At 46.5% G+C, this 23452-nt stretch carries 22 protein-coding genes and 1 pseudogene; 10 read left to right on the top strand and 13 right to left on the bottom strand.

Translation table 11 applies throughout. From position 1 onward, the window contains the following. Nucleotides 1-197: 197 nt before the first annotated feature. Nucleotides 198-632: a universal stress protein UspF gene (gene uspF, locus NA330_RS00585; protein ID WP_001082296.1), complete on the top strand. Its 435-nt coding sequence runs from the start codon at nucleotides 198-200 to the stop codon at nucleotides 630-632. A gap of 52 nt (nucleotides 633-684) precedes the next feature. On the opposite strand, the gene NA330_RS00580 is transcribed toward uspF, so the two are convergent. After that, on the bottom strand, nucleotides 685-1023 hold the full coding sequence (locus NA330_RS00580) for an SMR family transporter (protein ID WP_000159242.1): 339 nt from the start codon (nucleotides 1021-1023) through the stop codon (nucleotides 685-687). Nucleotides 1024-1297: 274 nt separating this feature from the next. Then, a complete protein-coding gene (locus tag NA330_RS00575) occupies nucleotides 1298-4720 on the bottom strand; it encodes a DUF4765 family protein (RefSeq protein WP_023242336.1) in 3423 nt (1140 codons plus the stop codon). Nucleotides 4721-5149: 429 nt separating this feature from the next. On the opposite strand from NA330_RS00575, the pseudogene NA330_RS00570 reads away from it, so the two are divergent. Next, a pseudogene (locus tag NA330_RS00570) lies at nucleotides 5150-5302 on the top strand (tyrosine-type recombinase/integrase); the annotation flags it as partial. Between the two features lie 94 nt (nucleotides 5303-5396). Further along, entirely contained in the window at nucleotides 5397-6332 is a 936-nt protein-coding gene (gene ttcA / locus NA330_RS00565; RefSeq protein ID WP_001156217.1) for a tRNA 2-thiocytidine(32) synthetase TtcA, read from the top strand. Nucleotides 6333-6375: 43 nt separating this feature from the next. On the opposite strand, the gene dbpA is transcribed toward ttcA, so the two are convergent. The 5 genes from dbpA to smrA all read right to left on the bottom strand — a co-directional run bounded on the left by dbpA (nucleotide 6376) and on the right by smrA (nucleotide 11476). Continuing rightward, nucleotides 6376-7749 carry an ATP-dependent RNA helicase DbpA gene (gene dbpA, locus NA330_RS00560; protein WP_000123688.1) on the bottom strand — a complete coding sequence of 458 codons (1374 nt, stop codon included), beginning with the start codon at nucleotides 7747-7749 and terminating at the stop codon, nucleotides 6376-6378. Nucleotides 7750-7777: 28 nt separating this feature from the next. Then, nucleotides 7778-7960, bottom strand: a complete 183-nt coding sequence (ynaL, locus tag NA330_RS00555; RefSeq protein WP_015405931.1) for a proline-rich small protein YnaL — start codon at nucleotides 7958-7960, stop codon at nucleotides 7778-7780. 275 nt (nucleotides 7961-8235) lie between these two features. Beyond that, complete coding sequence (gene zntB, locus NA330_RS00550; RefSeq protein ID WP_000387373.1) at nucleotides 8236-9219, bottom strand: zinc transporter ZntB; 984 nt, start codon at nucleotides 9217-9219, stop codon at nucleotides 8236-8238. 145 nt (nucleotides 9220-9364) lie between these two features. After that, the gene (locus NA330_RS00545; protein WP_023242337.1) at nucleotides 9365-10519 is read right to left on the bottom strand and encodes a methyl-accepting chemotaxis protein; all 1155 of its coding nucleotides are present in this window, start codon (nucleotides 10517-10519) and stop codon (nucleotides 9365-9367) included. A 393-nt stretch (nucleotides 10520-10912) separates the two neighbouring features. After that, nucleotides 10913-11476 carry a DNA endonuclease SmrA gene (gene smrA / locus NA330_RS00540; protein ID WP_023242338.1) on the bottom strand — a complete coding sequence of 188 codons (564 nt, stop codon included), beginning with the start codon at nucleotides 11474-11476 and terminating at the stop codon, nucleotides 10913-10915. A 257-nt stretch (nucleotides 11477-11733) separates the two neighbouring features. Between smrA and ogt the strand changes: the two genes are divergently transcribed. The 3 genes from ogt to uspE all read left to right on the top strand — a co-directional run bounded on the left by ogt (nucleotide 11734) and on the right by uspE (nucleotide 14295). After that, complete coding sequence (ogt, locus tag NA330_RS00535) at nucleotides 11734-12249, top strand: methylated-DNA--[protein]-cysteine S-methyltransferase (RefSeq protein WP_000945036.1); 516 nt, start codon at nucleotides 11734-11736, stop codon at nucleotides 12247-12249. Nucleotides 12250-12444: 195 nt separating this feature from the next. Beyond that, complete coding sequence (gene fnr / locus NA330_RS00530; protein WP_000611914.1) at nucleotides 12445-13197, top strand: fumarate/nitrate reduction transcriptional regulator Fnr; 753 nt, start codon at nucleotides 12445-12447, stop codon at nucleotides 13195-13197. A 150-nt stretch (nucleotides 13198-13347) separates the two neighbouring features. Then, the gene (gene uspE, locus NA330_RS00525) at nucleotides 13348-14295 is read left to right on the top strand and encodes a universal stress protein UspE (RefSeq protein ID WP_052894854.1); all 948 of its coding nucleotides are present in this window, start codon (nucleotides 13348-13350) and stop codon (nucleotides 14293-14295) included. A 54-nt stretch (nucleotides 14296-14349) separates the two neighbouring features. On the opposite strand, the gene NA330_RS00520 is transcribed toward uspE, so the two are convergent. After that, nucleotides 14350-14604, bottom strand: coding sequence for a DUF2534 family protein (locus tag NA330_RS00520; RefSeq protein ID WP_000605645.1), 255 nt, complete (start codon nucleotides 14602-14604; stop codon nucleotides 14350-14352). Nucleotides 14605-14841: 237 nt separating this feature from the next. Between NA330_RS00520 and NA330_RS00515 the strand changes: the two genes are divergently transcribed. Further along, nucleotides 14842-15873, top strand: a complete 1032-nt coding sequence (locus tag NA330_RS00515; RefSeq protein ID WP_000493671.1) for a mechanosensitive ion channel family protein — start codon at nucleotides 14842-14844, stop codon at nucleotides 15871-15873. An 81-nt stretch (nucleotides 15874-15954) separates the two neighbouring features. Here the strand turns inward: NA330_RS00515 and NA330_RS00510 are convergent, their stop codons facing one another. Next, nucleotides 15955-16557 carry a helix-turn-helix domain-containing protein gene (locus tag NA330_RS00510; protein WP_000163372.1) on the bottom strand — a complete coding sequence of 201 codons (603 nt, stop codon included), beginning with the start codon at nucleotides 16555-16557 and terminating at the stop codon, nucleotides 15955-15957. A gap of 43 nt (nucleotides 16558-16600) precedes the next feature. Between NA330_RS00510 and NA330_RS00505 the strand changes: the two genes are divergently transcribed. Together NA330_RS00505 and NA330_RS00500 are read left to right on the top strand one after the other, a co-directional pair. Next, a complete protein-coding gene (locus NA330_RS00505; protein WP_023242339.1) occupies nucleotides 16601-17287 on the top strand; it encodes a B3/B4 domain-containing protein in 687 nt (228 codons plus the stop codon). A 27-nt stretch (nucleotides 17288-17314) separates the two neighbouring features. Then, the gene (locus tag NA330_RS00500; protein WP_000051812.1) at nucleotides 17315-17653 is read left to right on the top strand and encodes an antibiotic biosynthesis monooxygenase family protein; all 339 of its coding nucleotides are present in this window, start codon (nucleotides 17315-17317) and stop codon (nucleotides 17651-17653) included. A gap of 105 nt (nucleotides 17654-17758) precedes the next feature. Here NA330_RS00500 and NA330_RS00495 read toward each other — a convergent pair whose 3' ends face one another. From NA330_RS00495 to zirU, 4 genes are all read right to left on the bottom strand, one after another. Continuing rightward, nucleotides 17759-18316, bottom strand: coding sequence for a redoxin family protein (locus NA330_RS00495; RefSeq protein WP_001062626.1), 558 nt, complete (start codon nucleotides 18314-18316; stop codon nucleotides 17759-17761). Nucleotides 18317-18414: 98 nt separating this feature from the next. Beyond that, on the bottom strand, nucleotides 18415-19245 hold the full coding sequence (gene zirS / locus NA330_RS00490; protein WP_072103188.1) for a two-partner-like secretion system exoprotein ZirS: 831 nt from the start codon (nucleotides 19243-19245) through the stop codon (nucleotides 18415-18417). A gap of 20 nt (nucleotides 19246-19265) precedes the next feature. Further along, nucleotides 19266-21248, bottom strand: coding sequence for a two-partner secretion translocator ZirT (gene zirT, locus NA330_RS00485; protein ID WP_023242341.1), 1983 nt, complete (start codon nucleotides 21246-21248; stop codon nucleotides 19266-19268). A gap of 74 nt (nucleotides 21249-21322) precedes the next feature. Next, nucleotides 21323-22168 (bottom strand): two-partner-like secretion system exoprotein ZirU, encoded by an 846-nt coding sequence (zirU, locus tag NA330_RS00480; RefSeq protein ID WP_023242342.1) that lies wholly within the window; start codon nucleotides 22166-22168, stop codon nucleotides 21323-21325. A gap of 293 nt (nucleotides 22169-22461) precedes the next feature. Here zirU and NA330_RS00475 point away from each other — a divergent pair, with 293 nt between their 5' ends. Next, nucleotides 22462-23319 carry a GyrI-like domain-containing protein gene (locus NA330_RS00475; RefSeq protein ID WP_077943775.1) on the top strand — a complete coding sequence of 286 codons (858 nt, stop codon included), beginning with the start codon at nucleotides 22462-22464 and terminating at the stop codon, nucleotides 23317-23319. Nucleotides 23320-23452: the final 133 nt, after the last annotated feature.

Genomic DNA, 23452 nt, shown 5'->3' with positions numbered 1-23452 from the left:
CCTGACAAGGCAGAAATAACGTTTTAACGTCAACTCGCTGATTATTTACGGGGAATGCGCTTAATATTACGCCGTCCTCCCCTGTTGGTAGTCCCCGCAGAGTATCGTGGAGCAGCACCTAAAATGTGACGTATGTCATTGTACATAAAGTGCCTTTAGGGAGTAGAATTTCAGTGGATACTTAAACAGGAGGTTTTATGAACAGAACGATTCTTGTACCCATCGATATTTCAGATTCAGAATTAACTCAACGCGTGATTTCACATGTTGAAGCCGAAGCAAAGATTGACGACGCTAAAGTGCACTTTTTGACTGTAATCCCGTCTTTGCCCTATTACGCTTCACTGGGACTGGCTTATTCAGCAGAGCTCCCCGCAATGGACGATTTGAAAGCCGAAGCCAAATCTCAACTGGAAGCGATTATCAAGAAATTCAACCTTCCCGCGGACCGCGTGCAGGCGCACGTGGCAGAAGGCTCTCCTAAAGATAAGATTCTGGAAATGGCAAAAAAATTACCGGCCGATATGGTGATTATCGCCTCGCATCGTCCGGATATTACTACCTATCTGTTGGGTTCCAACGCCGCAGCCGTTGTGCGTCATGCGGAATGCTCCGTACTGGTGGTGCGCTAAATACTCGAGCCCGCATAAGAGAGTGCGGGCTCAAATCAACCATCATCATCGCCTAGTGACTGACGCTTTTTGAAAACAGATTGATTACGATTACGCCGCAGATGATAAGCAACATGCCAATAATAGCCGGCACATCCAGTTTTTGGCCAAGAAACAACCATCCTATCAATCCAATAAGAACAATCCCTACCCCAGACCAAATGGCATAAATGATACCAGCAGGGATGGTTCGCATTGGGATGGTAAGGCACCAGAACGCGATACAATATCCGATGATGGTAACGAGGCTCGGTACCAGACGCGTAAAACTATCCGATAATTTTAATGAGATCGTGGCGATAACTTCTACCACGATGGCGATAAATAGAAAGATTACAGCTTCTTTAGTCATACATCTCTTCGTTCCGATATTTTTCGGGTCGTGGTGACATCTTAATTAATACGGATGACAGAATAAAGACGCTTTTGACCCGTTGCGTATCTCGCCATAACATACTTCAGGTTGCATGTGCTGCGGCTGCGTTCCCTTACCCCAGTCACTTGCTTGAGTAAGCTCCTGGGGATCCGCTCGCTTGCCGCCTTCCTGCAAGTCGAATTATTTAAAGTATAAAAGCAATCTTTCATACACAAGAGATAAAAACAATAAACTTGTTCAGGATTTATGATTACTTAGAAGCGTTTGCCTGCCCCGTATTTTCTGCTTTACCATATGTCCTGTCAATTATACCAACAGGGTCCACTGGTGTGTTTTTTGGCATAACCCAGCCGCTTTCGCTGACACTACCTCGTGTAAGATATCTGACTTTTACCTTAACGATAATAAGAAAATGCTCCCTGCTGAACCTGTCTGCAACACTAAGTTCCGTGGTATATTCAGGTACGATTCTTCCACTTCGAACCTGCTCTTGGGCTATTTTAGCAGAGACAGGCAATACCTCTACATCGCCCCCCTCAATACCGCCTGCTGTTTTAAAACTAACAATATTTTCAGCCTGCGGACCTATTGTACCTCGGCATAATACAACTTCAGTCTCCCCTGCTGCTACATCCCCACTCCGGTATTTCTTATAAATACTTTGTACATTTTCTTCTGATGTAGGGTATAAATCTTCTGACAGAGAGGCCAGTATATCTTCCAGTAAGGGGGAATCATCCGTAATATCCAGAAGCTCTTCATCATAACCCGCGTCTCCTTCTCTTAACTCTGAATAAGGCTTATCAATATGGCGAATAAGCCCCCCACCTTTCAGCCCTGACGCTTGATAAAATCTTCCATCAGAAGATCGGTAAAATGTCATAGCTGAATCTTTTCCGCTATCCGAATAGGTTGCCCGATACGTTTCTGAACCGGGTTCTTTAGTTAAAACGAGCTCTCTGTCGCCATATTTTATCGTATTAGGCGCTTCCGATGACAGCGGTGGATATGAGGCTTGCTTTCTGTAAAAGCCTTCTCCTGACGGTTTGTAATAACCATACGTTTGTTTATCAAAACCGGTAGCGCGATAGAGCCCATCGTTTCCCGCCGGACCTAACTCAAGAACTTTCTGACCACTCTTTTGATAAATAAAATCTGTATTTTCTATTGACTCTATAGATTTATAATTACTCCCCTTTTGAATCGGCGCTCGTATTACACCTCTTTGTATTTTATCTTCAACAAATCGGAGGCCCGTATACTTTGCATTTGCCGCTCTTTCTGTGAACTTCGCTCCAGCAACAGGAACAGCCTCCATACCGATACGTACAATATCCTGTACGTAACCACATACATCCGCAGAGTTTTCCACAACAGCCCGGTTAAGAATACTGCTGGTACCAGCCAGAGCGTTAAAACCAGGGACAAGACCCATTACAATATTCCAGACCGTTCCTAAGAGGTGAAGTCCTGCCCTTGCAGCCGGACTTAATGAGGAAGTTGTGCGATGATGTATAGTATCATCAAGATCAAAGCTCAGCTCAATTAATCCTCCCAACCCCTCCTGAATAATCTTATTAAATGCATAAACGAATTCTTGCCCGCCATTCATGGAGGAAAGCTTCTCCTTGAACGATTCGAGAGCCTGAGCCTGTCTCTCATGTTGTTCTTCTAATGTCAGCCAACTGCTTTGCGCAATATCACTGATCTCGTGAATAAGCCCAACAACGACCTCTTGCACCATTTTGTTGATATCCATTAGTCCTAAGATATCACACTCCTGCATATGTTCCTTCATATGAGTCTCTGCTCGATAATATTTCTCCGCCCAGTCTAGCTGTTTATTGATCGCAGCTTTCATTAACAATATTAAAGGATCGTTACTTTTGGGAAGTGTTGATTTAACACCTTTGGTAAATTTATTATTAACCACAATTTTTCTTGCTATTGTGTCTATTTTTTCATCATTAATTGGCCCCGTTATATTTGCACACCAAAAAATAATATTACGCATAATAATAAAATTATTTTTTATGCCTTCAGGGCTAAGCAATACTCTATCACCACCATTGCTGGATAAATGGTGTATCACTAATTGAATCAGCTTAAAAAGATGATTCATCCTTTTTTTATTAAAAGCGCTCTTTCCTCTTTCTTGTCTATTGAAAGATACTATTTCTAATGCTGTAATAATAGCATCCTTACCATAGAAAACGTCAAAGCTTGAACCAGAAATAGCAGGAAACTTTTCATACAGGACTTTCGCATAGTGGCTTTCCCTTGTCCATAAAGGCCTGTCTATCATGAGTGGTTCAGGCTCAGTACTGAAATGCATAGGATGAACCAGCATATCACGCGCCATTAGCTCATATATTTTATATTGATGTTGAATATTTTCTCTTACAAAAGATAGAACAGAAATGAAACTTCCCTCACCGAGAACAATGAGACGATCACTTAAATGAACTAAAAGACCTTTGAACATATATTCAGCGGCAATAGCTCTTCCATCATGCGTCCACTGCCCAGTTTGAGAAAACGCAAGTAATTCATGATAGCCTCTTTTATAACTATTTGCCTCTTGTTCTTTTACCAGTAGTTTGAGTATTGAGATAAGGCGTCCTCCCGCCATAGATGTAAAGTGTTCAAATAGGCCATCTAACACCTTACCTGCCAGGTTAGGCTCCGTAGTTGGGGCAGGATGATCCTCCGGGAGAGCCCTTTCATATCTCTGTAATTCTTTAACGGGTAAAAAATTATTCTCACCTTCTGAATTACCATTTTTTATCCTATAATCACCAGATGTTACTGCTAATCTTGATGATAATAACAAACCAGTTACTGCAATGTTTTTAATACTCCTGTCCATTTTATGAATGGTTACTGGCTGAAGATGATTGCTGCTATGGGAAGATAAGAAAATTTGCCTTTGAATTTCCTTTCCCTCAGATATAATTTGCTCAGTACTTTTAGGTGGAACAGTTACGCTATCTACATTAAATAGCTCATGTTCACCACTCATCGTTACCTGAGAAAAACACGACGATGTATGTGCAATTGCAGCAGGATCAATCTCTTTATAAATAACATTGGCGTAAACGTTTGTAACTTCACCGTTTGCATTTAAATGATCGTGCAATATATGTTTTAGAAATAGATCTAAAAACAATTTTTCTGATGTGATTCCATTCACACAGTTGTGAAAGTCAGGGGGAATTGGATAGCCGTTCTTATCAAATGGAAGCGATAAATATCCTCGCCCCCCATCAATATTTTCGTAACTGTAATTTAGAGATATCTTTACCTCGCATTTATTGGTATCTATATCGTCATTGATACTGCGCTCTACTTTATAATTAACCAACCTACGGAAGGTTGCGCTATTTGAATAATAAAAATCCAATGTTGACTTAATATCTTCATATATAATTTCATGTGTTGACTCAAAGAAGAAGTCGTAAATATTTAATCTGTTCTTTTCTTCATCTTTGGCCATCTCATCCAGCTTAATATATTCTTCTGGTAAATTAGACACTTGCTCATGAAAGATATCGTCCTGATAAAGTCCATCCAACATTGAAAGGTACGGTATGGTATCCCAACTTCTGATAGCTTGTATCTGTACCGTCTGCTGTGATTCTCTGGTTGATATATCACTTACTGTTATACGCATTACGTTCTCCAGCCAGAATTATGGTATGCTTCATAAGGTGTAGATATCAGGTAGCAATTCTCATCGCAAATAATTTGTCTGAACTGTACATATGATACAGGCTATTTTTAATTCAATACGACCACCAGAATAAACAAGAAAATTTTAAATAGTATACGGTAAAATGATCTTACCCAACGATAATTAAACACTCTGCACTATCTTATTAGATAATAAAATACTGATACGTTATTTTATATCACCAATAAAAGAGCAAAAAGGGTGTGCCGAATATCATTTTACACCAGTCCCGGTTCACTCCACGAAACCACTTGAAACGTACCATCATCAGGACGCAGCAGCGCCTGAATTTCAGTTGAGCCCGTCACTTCTTAACGGACCTGGCTGCATGATGTATACAGTTGACAATATCCGAAGGTACTATCTCTATTAAAACGTGCTGGCATTCGTCGCCGTAATCCGTACCATACGCGACATACTTTTGCCTGCTGGCTGTTGACGGCAGGAGCGAACCCGGCATTTATCGCCAGCCAAATGGGGCATGAAACTGCGCAGATGGTGTATGAAATTTACGGTATGTAGATTGATGACATGAACGACGAACAAGTAGCGATGTTGAATGCGCGGTTATCGTAGTTGCAAAGTTCGCCCCATTTAGTACCAGAGAACTGAAATAATGCAAGAAATTCAAAAGAATACAAAAAAAGAGCAATACAACCTCAACAAGTTGCAAAAGCGCCTGCGCCGTAACGTTGGCGAAGCGATTGCCGATTTTAATATGATTGAAGAAGGCGATCGCATTATGGTTTGCCTTTCTGGCGGCAAAGATAGCTATACGATGCTGGAAATTTTACGTAATTTGCAGCAAAGCGCCCCGATCAATTTTTCACTGGTCGCCGTCAACCTCGATCAAAAGCAGCCAGGTTTTCCGGAGCATATCCTGCCAGCCTACCTTGAGCAGCTGGGCGTAGAATATAAAATCGTCGAAGAAAACACCTACGGCATTGTGAAAGAGAAGATTCCGGAAGGAAAAACCACCTGCTCGCTGTGCTCGCGTTTGCGTCGGGGTATCCTGTATCGTACGGCGACTGAATTAGGCGCGACCAAAATCGCCCTGGGCCACCATCGCGACGATATTCTGCAAACCCTGTTTCTGAATATGTTCTATGGCGGAAAAATGAAAGGGATGCCGCCGAAGCTGATGAGCGATGACGGCAAACATATTGTGATCCGCCCGCTGGCTTACTGCCGCGAGAAAGATATTGTCCGTTTTGCTGAGGCCAAAGCCTTTCCTATCATTCCTTGTAATCTGTGCGGTTCGCAACCCAACCTGCAACGCCAGGTGATTGCCGACATGCTACGCGACTGGGATAAGCGCTATCCTGGACGGATCGAGACGATGTTTAGCGCCATGCAGAATGTCGTGCCGTCTCACCTTTGTGACACTAACCTGTTCGATTTCAAAGGGATCACTCACGGTTCCGAGGTCGTCGACGGCGGCGATTTAGCGTTCGATCGTGAAGAGATTCCCTTGCAGCCCGCTGGCTGGCAGCCGGAAGAAGATGACACCGCCTTAGAGGCGTTGCGGCTTGATGTTATCGAAGTGAAATAATCTGCAGGCGTCTCAGCACTCCGCTGAGACGCCATACTATCGATCATTTTAATAGTCGTACCCGGCATGACTTGCCTTTGATCTTCCCGTTTTGCAACTGCTTCCAGGCTTTTTGCGCTACTGCTTGACGTACGGCGACGTAAACGTGCATTGGATGCACATTAATTTTGCCGATATCCGCCCCGTCTAATCCAATATCGCCGGTCAGCGCGCCTAAAATATCTCCCGGACGCATTTTCGCTTTTTTGCCGCCGTCAATACATAGGGTAGCCATCTCTGCGGCCAGAGGAAGCAACGACTGCCGGGCGGGCGCATTCAGCCAGTTCAGTTTGAGTTGCAGCATTTCTGAAAGAATATTTGCCCGCTGCGCCTCTTCCGGCGCGCAGAAACTGATCGCCAGACCGCTACTTCCCGCGCGCGCCGTACGGCCAATACGGTGGACATGCACCTCCGGGTCCCAGGCCAGTTCATAGTTAACCACCAGTTCGAGCGATTTAATGTCTAATCCTCGCGCGGCAACGTCGGTGGCAACCAGAATGCGCGCGCTACCATTTGCAAAACGCACCAACGTCTGGTCGCGGTCGCGTTGTTCCAGATCGCCGTGGAGCGCCAACGCGCTTTGTCCTACCGCATTAAGCGCATCACAAACGGCCTGACAATCTTTTTTGGTATTGCAAAACACCACGCAGGACGCTGGCTGATGCTGGCTAAGCAACGTTTGTAGCAGCGAAATTTTTTCATGCGCAGACGTTTCGAAGAACTGTTGTTCGATAGCCGGTAGCGCATCTACCGTATCGATTTCAATACGTATTGGCTGCTGCTGTACACGACCGCTAATCGCCGCGATGGCCTCAGGCCAGGTTGCTGAAAACAACAACGTCTGGCGCGTCGCAGGCGCAAAGCGGATCACCTCATCAATGGCGTCACTGAATCCCATGTCCAGCATTCGGTCTGCTTCATCCATTACCAGAATATGCAGCGCATCCAGCGATACGGTTTCTTTTTGTAAATGATCCAGCAGGCGCCCCGGCGTCGCGACAATGATATGCGGAGCGTGCTGAAGCGAGTCGCGCTGTGCGCCAAAGGGTTGCCCGCCACACAAGGTCAGAATTTTGGTATTTGGCAGAAAACGGGCCAGGCGACGTAACTCCCCGGCTACCTGATCCGCCAGCTCCCGCGTCGGACAAAGCACTAACGCCTGTGTCTGGAACAGAGTGACATCAATTCGATGCAAGAGCCCAAGACCAAACGCCGCCGTTTTGCCGCTACCGGTCCTGGCCTGCACACGCACATCATTTCCCGCCAGAATGACGGGTAATGCTGCGGCCTGAACAGGCGTCATCTCAAGATAGCCCAGCTCAGTAAGGTTATTGAGCTGGGCGGCGGGCAAAACATTCAGGGTTGAAAAAGCGGTCACAATTTACTCTCGCGGTAACGACTCATAGTCAGCAGGCGCGTATCCTCGCAGATCCGCGCGTTTGATGCGACATTTTAATCGGTTCTTCGTCCGGCGGCGGGTCGGGCATCGGCTGAGGACGGGGAAGCGGCTCAGGAATGGGAACAGGGTCAGTGGGAATCGGGTCCGACAAGGACGAGTGTAGATATAATAAGGTCAAAAGACAGCTCATATTACCCTCCAGAATGTCATTCAGACTCTTAAAGGGTAGACGCAGATAGTCTACAGGCAAAAAAAAGCCGACTAATCTAAGTCGGCGTCGTACGAATCAATTGTGCTATGCAGTAATTCAAAAAAGGAAGTAAGACAATATGGAGCGCAACGCCCATCGCTTGACGTTGCATTCACCTGCGAGAGAGATATTGCCCCGAATAGGTAGATGGTTTATTGACTTCGCTCAAATTTCTCGGCGTTTTTTCACCCGAAATGGTCTGAAAAGCGCTTTTGTTACAACCATTTACTGCGATGCAACCATAAAGTAACACCACCGATCAGGACAACTAACAGAATACAAAACAGAGAAAAGCCGAACCGCCATCCGCCGCCGGGAATACCGCCCAGGTTAACGCCAAATAACCCCGTTAAGAAGGTGCTGGGCAGAAAAACCATCGCCATAAGCGACATGGTATAAGTTCTGCGCGCCAGAGACTCCTGCATCACCTGGGCAATTTCATCCGCCATGATGCCAGTACGCGCGATACAAGCGTCAATTTCATCCAACCCCCTTCCCAGCCTGTCGGCGATATCCTGCATTCTGCGCCGGTGATCGTCGCTCATCCACGGCAGCCGTTCACTCGCAAGCCGGGCATAGACGTCGCGCTGCGGCGCCATATAGCGGCGCATAACAATTAGCTGTTTACGTAGCAATGCGAGGAAACCGCGCGGTGGGATTTGCTGGTCGAGAAGATTATCTTCCAGATCGATAATTTTATCGTGTAGCTCTTCAATAAATTCACTGGCGTGATCGGTTAACGCATCGCACACATCCACTAACCAGCCGCCGCAATCTACGGGCCCGGTGCCCTCCTGCAAATCACTGACCACATCGTCCAGCGCCAGAACCTTTCGCTGACGGGTAGACACAATGAATCGCTCGTCCATATATAAACGCATTGCCACTAATTGATCCGGGCGTTCGTCAGTACTGCCATTAATACAGCGCAGCGTAATGAGCGTCCCTTCCCCCATACGACTTACGCGCGGGCGCGAGCTTTCACCAGCCAGCGCATCACGCACGTTATTGGGGAGTAAAGGCGTTGAAGCCAACCAGCGGGCGCTGTCCGGGTGGGTATAATTAAGATGTAGCCAACAGGGATGCTGACTATCGATCACATCATTATCTTCGAGCGGTTTTACTCCACCACGACCATCCAGTAGCCATGCGAAAACGGCATCCGGCACGTTCACATCCGATCCCTTAATGGCTTCCACAGCGCCTCCACGTTACAACTCTGATGCCGTTAGTCTAGCTTTCGGGAAAGGTTAAGCAATCTCTCATTTTCTCATTGCGCAAAAAGAATTACGGGAACGTGCGAAAAAAGCGCCTTAGCAACAGGCGCTTACCAAACATGTATTATCAGGCCTGGCCGCGCCTGGTGATGGTCGAAAGAGGTGATACATGAGAGCGCGACAGCGCATGTTCACTGTAACCCGGCTGGCTTAAACGAAATTTGTCGGTTTTAGTCTGTAACTCGATCACCTGCGCCTTTAAAACATCCGAAGAAGCAGATAGCGCTTCAACCATTAAGACATTGCTATGGGTTGCGCTTTCCAGATCGCTCAACGCCAGTGTTATCTGGTTAATGCCTTTTTCCTGCTCCCGCGTGGTGGTGGAAATTTCACTCATCAGCACGTTTAATTGCCCGGAACCGCCAACAATCTCCTGCATATTTTTTTCAGCCTCCTGCACTATGGCGGCCCCCTGCCGCACATTGTCATGCGTAACGTCGATCAGCGCCTTGATATTTTTTGCCGCCTCGGCGCTACGATGCGCCAGATTACGCACTTCCCCAGCCACCACGGAGAAACCTTTTCCATGATCGCCCGCCCGCGCAGCCTCTACCGCCGCGTTAAGCGCCAGAATATTAGTCTGGAATGCGATACCGTCAATCAATGATATAATCTCCGTCATCTGCGAGGCACAGTCGGTAATAGAACGCATATTTTCTGTAACCCGCACCATTAATTCACCGCCTTTACGGGCGCATTGGGTTGCACAATCCGCCTGTATGCTCGCCATTCGGGTATTATCCGCATTGTTTTTGGTACTCGCCGCCATTTCATCCATACTGGCGGCAGTTTGAATTAGCGAGGCCGACTGCTGTTCCGTCTTTACGGATAGCGACAGACTGCGCGCCGCCAGTTGTTCGGAAAGGGTCATTGCCGTTTGCGAAGAGGATCTGATTTCACGTACCAGCGCGGAAATATTCTCCGACAGGCTATTAATCCCGGGGATGAGTCGCCCGGCGCAATTATTGCCAAATTCGGAGATATAAATAGACAAGTTTCCTGCTGCGACCTCTTCAATACTTTTCTTCACGGTATTAATTGGCACTACCAGATAGCAGGTCATATACCACCAAAGCAGTAATGCCGAGATCAGATAAATGATATTACACGTAATTAAAATAGGGAGGTCGTGCAGAAAAGCTATTTGTAAAGTATCCACCAAAAGAAACGTACATACCATGAATAGAATAATGCATGTCCTGACGCTGATATTTCTCAACATTTTTGTACGGCCTACAACCAGGATAGGAGACAGGTTTTATTTTTATAGCATTTCAGATAGCTATTGCCATTCGTTTCTTTGACATTCTCCATATTCAATACCAGACCATCGCCATTTCCCTTAGTGCAACAGATAAAATCACCTATATTCGCTATGCCAGGATATTCATCCATCCATATTGACAACTGATGTACTTATCACCATTTTCTGCTTAATAGTTAAGTCGAAAGCCAGTATATTTTAATAGACGCTTAAATAAGCGAATGACTGTTTCTCCGTGTTATTACCGCGGACAGCGTTATCGCCCGTTCTCTTGCAGAATCCTGAGCATCAGGCATAAAATCGGGTTCGCGCGAGCTTGCGCTGGCGGTCCTGTCCGCCAGCGGCAACGATTTACCGACTACGCTTCGCATGGCGCTCCCAGTTATCCTGTTTAGCCTGCACCGTTTTACGTAACGCGACATAACATGCCCCGCCGCCGCCATGGTGCGGCAGCGCCGAACAATAAGCCTGTACATCTTCAAACTCTGTCAACCAGCGGGCCACATAGCTTCGGACGATATTGGCATGCGACTTCGCCTCTCGCCCTTTACCATGAATGATCAGGACATTACGCAACCCCTCTTTCTGCGCCTCAAGGATAAAACGAAATAGCATTTTTCGGCACGTTTCGACCGGCTTGCGTAACAAATTGAGGCTGGCCTGCTGAGGGTATTTCCCACTGCGTAACTTGTCGATGACACCCTGCTGCAATCCTTCCCGACGAAATTCCAGCGGTTCATTCAGCGGCAGAATATCCAGAAAGCCCGTCGTCAGGAAATTATCAAGCTGAAGCGTGTCGATACGCTGGGGCGTTTTAAGATTACGCGTTGGCTGCCAGTGTACATCAGTATGGCGTTTCAGCGGCTGGACATCCTCCATGGCGTCAAGAAACAGCGCTTTATCGTCAAGGTTCATGGTTCATCCTCCAGCGTTTTTGCGACTGCCGTTATCATAACCGTGCCCTGTTATACCGACAACGGTTTACAGTTATTTCCAATAACAGCGACAATGTAAGGCAATTAACCGCCTCGCCCGGCTCTCTTTTTCTCCGCCAACGATATTACTGTCGCTAAATGTGTTATCCCTGACTATCTTTTAAGGAGTATGGTTGCGGGTATTCCTGGCATGATATCTTGTCTCTTACGTTAGGCTAAGACGATGTGAGAGAACGGATGCTGAGATTACTTGAAGAGAAGATAGCCACGCCATTAGGTCCGTTATGGGTGGTTTGCGATGAGCAGTTTCGACTGCGGGCCATTGAGTGGGAACAGTACCGCGATCGTATGGAGCAACTGCTCAATATCCACTACCGTCACGAAGGCTATGAACGCGTTTCCGCGACTAACCCCGGTGGACTCAGCGATAAGCTTGCAGATTATTTTGCAGGCAATCTCGCCGTAATTGATACCCTGGAAACCGCCACGGGGGGCACGCCTTTTCAACGGGAAGTATGGCAGGCGTTGCGCGCTATCCCCTGCGGGCAGGTGATGCACTATGGTCAGCTGGCGGCGCAACTGGGACGACCGGGCGCCGCACGCGCAGTCGGTGCTGCGAATGGCGCGAACCCCATCAGTATTGTTGTTCCCTGCCATCGCGTCATTGGGCGTAACGGCACTCTGACCGGATACGCAGGCGGCGTGCAGCGAAAAGAGTGGCTATTACGCCATGAAGGCTATCTTTTATTATGAAAATACAGGCAAAAAGTGCCTTATCGGTCACACTTTTATGTAAAGCAACAACAAATAAATTACGTGTTTTCAAATAGATAAAAGTATTCATCAAACTTATACTTGAATTATTCCTTCTCCGGGATAGCTCAGACTTACGCGCTCACCAAAAAGATGTTAAAATTGACAAATATCAATTACGGCTTGAGCAGACCTATGATCCCGGAAAAGCGAATTATACGGCGCATTCAGTCTGGCGGTTGTGCTATCCATTGCCAGGATTGCAGTATCAGCCAGCTTTGCATCCCGTTCACACTTAACGAGCATGAGCTTGATCAGCTTGATAATATCATCGAGCGCAAAAAGCCCATTCAGAAAGGGCAAACTCTGTTTAAAGCAGGTGATGAATTGAAATCGCTCTATGCTATCCGCTCCGGAACGATTAAGAGCTACACCATTACCGAGCAAGGCGATGAGCAGATTACTGGATTCCATTTAGCAGGCGACTTGGTGGGTTTTGACGCCATTGGCAGCGGTCATCATCCGAGCTTTGCACAGGCGCTGGAAACCTCAATGGTATGTGAAATTCCCTTTGAGACGCTGGATGACCTGTCCGGCAAAATGCCTAACCTGCGTCAGCAAATGATGCGCCTGATGAGCGGTGAAATTAAAGGCGATCAGGATATGATCCTGTTATTGTCGAAGAAAAACGCCGAAGAACGTCTGGCTGCGTTTATTTACAACCTGTCCCGCCGCTTTGCGCAGCGTGGTTTTTCACCGCGTGAATTCCGCCTGACGATGACCCGTGGCGATATCGGCAACTATCTGGGCTTAACAGTCGAAACCATTAGCCGTCTGCTGGGGCGTTTCCAGAAAAGCGGTATGCTGGCGGTGAAAGGTAAGTATATTACTATTGAAAACAGCGATGCGCTGGCGGCCCTCGCCGGTCATACCCGCAACGTCGCTTAAACGTCAGCTAAACCATTGATGTTATCTTCTGCCATATCGTTAAATTTTTCTCATTTATTGATCTGGCAGAAGCGCTTCCTCTGTTTCATTCACCATATTTGAGTTACTCTTTAGTTACAAACTGCGATGACAGTTGTAAGGAGACCCTGTATGGCTATGTATCAAAATATGCTGGTGGTCATCGATCCCAATCAGGACGACCAACCCGCATTACGGCGAGCAGTTTATTTGCATCAACGGATTGGCGGCAAAATTAAAGCTTTCCTGCCTATTTACGATTTCTCGTATGAGATGACCACCCTGCTTTCTCCTGACGAACGCACCGCAATGCGTCAGGGCGTAATAAGTCAACGCACAGCCTGGATACGTGAGCAGGCGAAATATTATCTTGAAGCCGGTGTCCCCATTGAAATTAAAGTGGTCTGGCACAATCGTCCCTTTGAGGCCATCATCCAGGAGGTTATCGCCGGCAGTCACGATCTGGTGTTGAAAATGGCGCATCAGCACGATCGACTGGAAGCGGTCATTTTTACCCCTACCGACTGGCATTTGCTGCGTAAATGCCCAAGCCCCGTGTGGATGGTCAAAGATCAGCCGTGGCCAGAAGGCGGCAAAGCCCTGGTCGCCGTGAACCTGGCAAGCGAAGAGCCCTATCACAATGCTCTCAACGAAAAGCTGGTAAAAGAGACCTTACAATTGGCGGAGCAGGTTAATCATACCGAAGTACACCTGGTCGGCGCCTACCCCGTTACGCCAATCAATATCGCCATTGAGCTGCCGGAATTTGATCCCAGCGTGTATAACGACGCCATCAGAGGCCAGCATTTACTGGCGATGAAAGCGCTGCGCCAGAAATTCAGCATCGATGAAAAAGTTACGCATGTAGAAAAAGGTTTGCCGGAAGAAGTTATCCAGGATCTTGCCGAACATCTCCAGGCGGGGATCGTTGTGCTTGGCACCGTTGGACGTACCGGACTCTCGGCCGCGTTTTTGGGGAACACGGCCGAACAGGTCATTGACCATCTGCGCTGCGACCTGTTAGTCATTAAGCCTGATGAGTATCAAACACCGGTTGAACTGGACGACGAGGACGATTAATCCCTCTTGCGTCCTGCCGGATGGCGCTGCCATCCGGCCAATACCCTATTCCTGTTACTCATCTCCGCCGAGGAAATAGATCCCCAAAGGAATCGCCAGCAGAATAGTGAACACCAGACTGTAAACGAAAATCATTGCCGACTGAATGGCATACATAGAGCTTGTCCACTCGGACAGTGGAATATGATACTGCTCAATCACACCGCCGATAGTCGCGCGCGTTACCACCGATGCCGCAACGATAAACACTGCCAGCAGGCATAACAGAAATTTTTTCCCCTTCGCCGATTTCAGCTTCATCATGATCATAGTATTGTCCTTTACAGATGACTTTTTACCTGATAGCAACAATACCATGACAATCGCGCGATGTCTGCTCTATAAAACGTGACATTGTATTTACATAAAAAGTAAACCGCTGAGATTAAAGCTGATAGCACTATTTCTTCTTTTTACTTATCGATGATCTACGCGTTTATCCTGGGTAAAATACCTGTTAATCAGGTCATTCTGAGCTGTTATCGTAGGAAGGAGCGGAAAACAATAATGTTCACTGAATTTTTTCTCAAAAACGCATTTAATCTGGCGATACTTTTCAGTTGCGGTATGGCGTTGCTGGTCGTGAGATTTTGGCTCAGCCGTAACGTACAGTGGAAGAAAGGATTCACGTTCCATGCGGCACAGTTTTTTATTTACGCGATTATTATTGGGACCATCGGGAGCATACTGAATAATGCTATTGAAGATTATAATTTGCGTTTTATCTCTTCCGGGGTCATTGATTTTATCTGCACCTCGCTCATTGCGCTTATTCTGACGATAAAACTTTTCCTGATTATTAACCAATTTGAAAAAGCACAGGTCAATAAAGGTAGAGATGTCACCAGTACACGTATTCTGGCACGGGTCATAAAAATAACCATTATTGTCGCGATTGTCTTACTGTATGGCGAACATTTTGGCATGAGTCTGTCCGGTCTGCTGACCTTTGGCGGTATCGGCGGTATCGCTGTTGGTATGGCGGGCAAAGATGTCCTGAGCAATTTTTTCTCCGGTATTATGCTCTATTTCGATCGCCCCTTCAGTATCGGAGACTGGATTCGTTCTCCTGACAGAAATATCGAAGGTACGGTCGCCGAAATCGGCTGGCGAATTACACGAATTAACACATTCGACCACCGCCCGTTGTACGTGCCTAATTCCGTCTTTTCATCCATTAGCGTTGAGAATCCGGGACGGATGACCAACCGTCGAATAAAAACGGTTATTGGATTACGTTACGAAGATGCCGACAAAATTGGCCTCATTGTTGACGCTATCAGAAACATGCTGCAGGCGCACAGCGATATCGATCAGAAACAGACGCTGTTGGTCTATTTTAATGAATTCGCCGACTCTTCGCTGAATATTATGGTGTATTGCTTTACCAAAACAACAGTATGGCAGGAATGGCTTGCCGTACAGCAGGATGTTTACCTGAAAATTATTGCGATTGTCCAGGAAAACGGCGCTGACTTCGCCTTCCCAAGCCAGACGCTCTATATCGATGACCCGGAGGCCGCGCCTGCGACAAAATAAAAGATAGCCGGTGCCCGATAACGCTTATCGGGCACCGAGGCTTCCCTGTCCGGATGACGGGTTGTTAGCACCTTACGGTGATCAACGGCTCTTTTCATTCACCGTCATGGTAAATTCAAGCACCTCATTAGTGTCGTTAACGTAGGCATGAGGCATGTCGGTTCTGGCTACAGCGGAGCAGCCCTCCCGAATAATAAAGCGTCTACCATTGACTGTTAATGTCAGTGTTCCCTGATTAACAAACAGTAATTCACAGGTGTCTGCCGGATGCCCTGCCGATTCAAACTGTTCACCAGGATGCATTATCCATTGCCAGAGTTCCAGCATATCCGGCCCGCTGGTTCCCGCCATCAGTTTTGCGCTGCCGCCTTTCTCGCCGCGCCACAACACCGGAATAGCATCCCGGTCGATAAGATGGACCATCGGCTCGCTGGCGACGTTGACAACATCCGCCACGGACACTCCCATTGCCGCCGCGATCTTACATAACAGCGCAATGCTTGGATTGGCTTTACAGCCTTCAATTTCCACCAGCATTCCTTTACTGACGCCGGAACGCCGCGCAAGCTCATCCAGCGACATCTTTTTTTGGCTACGAAATTGTTTGATACGTTGGGAAACAGCTTCATTTATTGTGCTGACGTCGGCGCCCGCCGTGGTCGATAAGTTGACTTTTTTGGTCATTGGTCGATATCATAGAATAAAATAGTCATTACAGGATTATGCGATGTCTTCTATGTTACCGTCAATCAGCCCGGAACTGGCCCGTATCGCTCCCGGCTTTCGTGCATTAAGTATTAATGTTATTGCCGCTCCGATTCGCGATGCGCAGGTCGGAGAAATCGCGTTAAAAGAGGCCTGTCAGGCCGTAATTAACGGCCAACCGACGTGGGCACAGGCGCATATAGACGCCTGGAATGCGGTGTTTAAAGCATTCGGCGCAAAACCAAAGCGCACCCCCTGCTCGGCTGAAGCGCTACGAAAACGCGTGCTGAAGGATGGAACAATGGCGTCGCTGGACCCGGTCGTTGATCTTTATAACGCCGTGAGCCTGCGCTATGCCGTACCGGTAGGCGGCGAAAATAGCGCGGCTTATTGTGGATCGCCGCGGCTGGTTTTCGCAGACGGTAGTGAAACATTTGATACCCTGAAAGAAGGACAACCCGCCACCGAGTCGCCAGAACCGGGCGAAGTTATCTGGCGCGATGACAGAGGCGTCACCTGTCGGCGCTGGAACTGGCGTCAGGGAGTACGTACCCGACTAAGCGCTTCAGATAAAGCGATGTGGTTTATCCTTGAAAGCTTGCCGGAAATGCCGGTTGATGAATTGTACGCGGCAGGAAACATGCTGACTGACGGCCTTGAAAAAATGATGCCGGGTTTACGTTTTGAATCCACGTTGATGGGTGTTTGATTGATATTGCGTAACAGGAGAAATACCATGTCGCTGTTTCTGACAAGTTTTATTTTCGAAAAAAAAGAGTATGACGAAGAGTTTTATCAACTGGATGGCTGGATTGAGCGCTATACGCAGTCTATTGATGGCTATATTGGGATGGAAAGCTATACCGATGCCGCCAGCGGAAGAATGGTTAATAATTATTACTGGCAGACCCGCGAATCAATGGAGCTATTGATAAATAATTTACAGCACCAGCAGGCCAAATCACAAAGTCATAAGTGGCTTTCCGGTTACCAGACGATTATTGCAGAAATTCAGGGGTGCCATAACGTTAACCTGCCCCATCCGCTGGCATCATTTTCAGTTCCTTATGCGTGATGCAATAGCATATATATTAAATGTGGGGGCACACAAGAGAATGCCTGCGCCCCTGCATTGCCGGTTATTCGGTTCTCTGTGCAGGGGCGGTGCTGATATAAGTGATTAGTAAACAGGAAGATGAGTGATATCTCGTGGTACACTAACACGCGTAACCACATTGTTTTCATCGCACTCTATCAACGCTCTGGCAAAAATACTGAGCTCATTAATTTTCAGCCCGGAATTATCCAAAAACTGGCGGCAAGCGTAGTCAGAAACAAAAATTATGCCAGGATGAATATCATGTTCCCGAATAAAACGGGCCTGAGCAAATGGCGTATCCATACTCAGCACATATACCGCCCGGTTTGAGTGGCTACCCGCTGATTTAAGGCGGTCACTATAGTCTTTTACCTGCCATTCACAAACCGGCGTATCCAGTGACGGGACGACAATAATCCGCTTTTTTATCCCCGGGATACAGTAACCCGGTAATAAATTATGGCTCACCAGCCCCTTTGTGCAGGGTAATGGTTCGCCTTCAGCCAGTATACCGGGTTTGAGGGTCAGTTGCGTTTTGCCAAAGGTGACAGCGTGTTCCTGACCCAATGAGATATAATCCTGTGTTGTTGTTGGCGTCATAAAAACTTCTCCTTTTAACGTTTGTATTATTTTAGCCATAATAATTATTTAGCAATCCGCTAAAAAACCAGGTGAACATCCATAATAAGATGATGGTGATAAAAAGAATTATATTAGACATAATAATTAATATAGTTTTATAGTCTTCCTCTGATGGAAATTTCTTTCGTGAAACTCATTGCATATTGAAAAGATATGTCAATACGTTCATTACTATGCCCACGATAGGTTATAACTTGTGTATATTTACCTGGAACATTTTCTTTCTTAAGAGGGCCATAATCCCATAAGCCTTTTAAATTTTCACGCGCTACAGTCTTATTAATGTGAACTTCATTTACAGGATTCCCGTCGATATCCTTAACAATAGTTGTGATGGTGGCACTTTCACCCGGCGATAATACAGACTTATCTATACTCATAACTGTTAAATCTGGGCTTGGCGTATTAGATATAGTTTCTGTTTCAATATACTGGAACTCAGATACCGATGGCACAGGCGTGTACCCTGACGCTGAAGCCATATCCGTTTCATTATAAATTTCTAGTTTAATCTTTGAACCCCGATGTTCCTTTTGGATATTAAATTTATGCTCACATGGCTTTTCACGTTTAAGTATATGCTGAGAGTTATCTTTATTGATCTGATAATACGTACATACTGTAGTAAAAGTTTCCGCAGACTGATAGTTATTATCCGGATCTCTGATGCCTACATTTCTGGCATTCCTCGCAATAGTCATTCCCGGAAAAGGTGTATACTTTTCAATAGAAAAGCCAAGTCCATTAAACTGCAATTCGTAGGTATCACGAGGTGTTCCAGGCCTGTGCCCAACGCTCGGCGCCGTAGGAGGAGAAAACATCCCGACGGTTGCCGCGGACGTTGTTGGCGAATCCGCCAAGACGCTTATCGGCGCAGCCGCCAGAAGCAGGCTATAGATAATAAGATTATGTTTCGACATACACACTGTTGATCCTTTTTAAAACATTAATTCGCATCAGATGCTGCGGTAGAACTCTTGGCATTTTCTTTATCAGAAATAATTCTGACGCGGATATATTTATTCTGAAGCGATTCCCCATTAAGACTATAAGGAAGAAGCCAGGTGGCCTTTGTCGCCCCCGGTACGGATTGCCAGGATTTCATTTCATCCGAGATTTCCCACTGATAATTAAACGCATCAGTACAGTCCGTGTTATTTACACAAAGCGTTCTGGCTCGCATTTCTGTTCCGACGACTGGCGCAGTAACGCTTCCGTTGGCTTCTTCAGTACCCGGCGTAAAAAGCACCTCCACAGAAGTGACCTTCTGCGCAATACTGTCTGACTGCGCTTGTAGTAGTACGGTACCCTTCACCGGATGTTTATCGTCTGGTCCGCTTGCTTCAATATGTAATTTGAGCGAGCGGGCATCATCGCCGATATGGGTCACCAGAACCCGTTCAACCCAATGGCCGTCACGCTCTGTACCACCGAGCGCTTTAAATGCCAGACCCGGCATATCTGATTGATACTTAATATGACGTGGTTTGAGCGACGCCCACTCCTCTTCAGAACGCTCGCGCACGTAGTGCCACTCAATAACCTTCCCCTCTTCTCCGGCAGGAAGCGGCGTACTGATAACAAAGTTGCCGTCCTCAACCTGAACATCGTCATTGATAACATTTATCCATGAACGGAAACTGGTCTCATCCTGTGTCACCCTTACCGGGATACGCTCGGAGGTCACGCGAGTACCCCGGCTGTCAGTCACCGTTAAATAAAGGCTATACTCCTGACCGTCGGTCGCCGTCAGCGGAAGTTGTGGAAGGATAAGGCCGCTGCCCAGACTCCCCTGAAGCTGGAGTCCGGCGAGAAGCTCCGCATCACCCGACCACTCAACTTTCTCAATCGGGTAACGGCTATCTACCGTCGCCATTAATGTCACCAGCGTCCCGGACAGGCCTGACACCGGCATTGTCGTAATGCGGATTTTACTGGCCTGCTCCCGATACGCCATGACGATATCGTAATTACGATCGACAAAGGCACGCCGATTAGTCGTATTCGACGGCGCCCCAACGTTGCGGTAATCAAGCTGTTCATGTAACGGCGTACCGAAGGAATAGTTGACTCTCAGACCGCCCTCTGCCTGCGAGCCGCCGTTACCGGCGTCCCGATATCCTGCTCTGACCTCAAGCAAGGGGACAGGATTCCAGACCAGCGCCGCACCTGCGGCGCGGGGATTCCGGCTTAATGTACCGTTACCCAATAGATCAACTTTATCTCCGTAATACTGTTCATATGTCAGCTCGCCACTGAACCAGGGAAAATCGGGAAGCGTGCCTTTTGTTCGCAGATCAAAGCCATATGCCGGACGCTCATCATGTAATTCATGAACTGCTGACGTTTTCCAGCCGGTGAGAGGGAAATAATAGTTGCCGGAAAAGGCCAGACTGTCTTTATAGACTTCCCCGCCAATGCCGCCACGCAAGTGGGAATAACGGATGTCGGCATCCAGAAACGTATTGACGCCGAGCAGCCATCCATTGACCTCCTGGCGGTAACCCATACCAACGTTAACATAGGTGCGGCCATCGAAACTGCTGTTGTCGTGGTCGCGAAAGCCAAGCTGACCAAAGAGTAAAGACGATGTTGTTTCCTGGACGGGAATAAACATATCGAACTCTGATGAGCGATATTTCGCGCCATCTTCAAGATTGACGCCACCACGGAAAATAATCTCCGGAAAAGCGCTCTTCATCCCCTCGTTCACCAGATGATTAGCGGCTTGCCCTGGTAATGCCTTTATTTTTCCTTTGGCATAATCCTCCAGCGTCCCCTCCTGCAGATGCGGAGAAATAGACGATGCCGTCCCCGCAATCCACGACTGAATTTCATTATCGCTATCAGCGATAACCGGGAGTGAAAGCTGACTGCTAACAATGGCCCAGGTTATATATTTAGTAATAGGTTTTTTAGAAAAAACCACTTTATTGCCTCCTGCTATACCCACCTGCCTGGCAGGGGGAGTATTTAAATAAGATGTTTATTTAGCGATAACCATCAGCGACGGATAGCGCGTTTATTCTCCGGCGTGGCTTTCGTCGTTTTAGGCGTAACGTGGACACGGAACAGTTTATTCTGCTCAGTTCCCTTAATAATATATTTATGCTTTTCAACGTTGGTATTATTCAGATCGGTGAACTTATCTGGTGTCCCGGCATCCGCCATCTGCCAGGTAAAGTTATAATTACTGACCTCACACTCAGCCGCCGCTGTGGCGGCACATTCCAGTACCGCTTCAAGGGTGCCGCCTACCACTGGAGTGTTGGCGTCATTGGTACCGTTGAGTTCTGGAGTTGGCTTGTTGTTTTCGTTCACGACTTTGATAGTGACAGAACGTAGCTTATTAGAAATTGTACCGTCTGCGGCGGAGTCGCCGCTCACCCCAGAAGATGCAGCAGTTAATAAGACAGTGGCAGGCAAGAATGCACTATCCGGCGTCCCCGTTGCCGTCTTAATTCGGTAAACGATTTTAATTTTTTTACCGCCTGCATCAGCAGGAATGGTAAAAGCCGTCCCGGTTGCCGCCGGGGTTCCAGAAGGATCGGCGGCCTCATTATCCACCAGATACCATTTAATATCGTCGGCATTATTCATTTTATCCAGCGATAAGAGATCCCCATCCTCATCCTCAATAAAAACATCCGCTATCTGGAGGGTTGAACCGGTCGTCAGTTCCCCAGACACTTCTATCTTTTTTGCATTAGTAGTTGCCACAGGACGGTGACCAACAGAAGCAGGCGTAGCAGAAGAAGCCATATCATTGGCTCTGGTATTCGCCACCGCCTCTACTGAGACCACGGATGCACAAATCGCTAACGCTAATAAAGATCTTTTGAAGTACAAAACAATTCCCTTTTATTAAATCATTAGAAATAATTACGAGATTTATAATCTCACGGGCTAAAAATTCAGGGTTATTCAATCATTTTAACCGCCTGTGAAATTATGCCCTTCGCCATGCTAATTACTTAGCTTTACTGGCAAAAGCCGATCTCCAAGTGTAAAGTTTATTCAGAAACGTCAAGCAATTTAAATCTTTCTTGTTTTGCCAGAAAAGCTAACACCCCCCCACCAGTTTAATAACACAGTATGTCAAACACCTTAAATGTTTATATTTTCGGCTTCAATAAAGAGGAATGATGATGAAAAAAGCCATAATAATCTCAGTATTAGAGCAAATAGAAAAAAATCTTGAAGAGAGGATTGATATTGAAAAGCTGGTTGTTATAACAGGTTATTCGCGAAGGAGTTTGCAGGATTTTTTTAAAGAAAAGTGTGGCGTCTCTATCGGAAAATATATCAGACAACGCAAGTTGAGCAGAAGCGCCACTCTGCTAAAGCTGACCTCTCAGTCGGTCACAGATATCGCGTTCAGAATGGGGTTTGATTCAGTGCAGTCCTATAGTCGAGAGTTCAAAAAAACATTTGGCGTCAATCCCAATAACTATCGCAAGGCTGATTTCTGGGATCTCAGAAACCTACGGCCTCCTTACTGGCTTGACTGTGATGAGCATTATCAGTTCGAAATTTGTCAGCTTACGTCAAAAGAAATTTTCGGATTTCAAACATCTCATCAGATCGCAACAAATGACCTTCCTAAAAAAGCGTCGCCTATAAAATGGAAAATCATTCATGAGACGCTCAGAACGTGGGGCGAAAATGTGTATTGTCTCTCGTCTTTTAAGCCGGATAATACCAAAGACCAGGTCATCGCCGTAAGCAGTTTTTTTGGTATGGAACATAATTCCGTCGATGGAGGCAAAATACCCATGTCGAAGGTAATAAAATGTGGTAAATATGCAAAATTCCATTTCGTTGGTCATAAGGAACAATATCAACAATTTTCCAATACAATATATATGTGTATATTGCCAAAACTGAATCTTATCAGGAGAGAAGGAGAAGATATTGAATACTTCCATTTGGCATCCGTCCAAAAGCAACAGAATAATGAATCCATTGTCGATCTTTATTATTACATCCCTGTACTATAATGACTTCGTACCATCCACGCATTTCATCTGAAAAGTCTTCTCTTTTCAGAACGGTAATAAAACTCTCAGTATTGATTCTGGTAAAATAAGTGACTATTAAATGTAGTTAACTTTTTGAAAGAATTGAAAAAAT

The sequence above is a fragment of the Salmonella sp. NW722 genome (assembly GCF_051702785.1).
GTDB lineage: Bacteria > Pseudomonadota > Gammaproteobacteria > Enterobacterales > Enterobacteriaceae > Salmonella > Salmonella enterica.
This window is presented reverse-complemented; position numbering and strand designations above follow the sequence as displayed.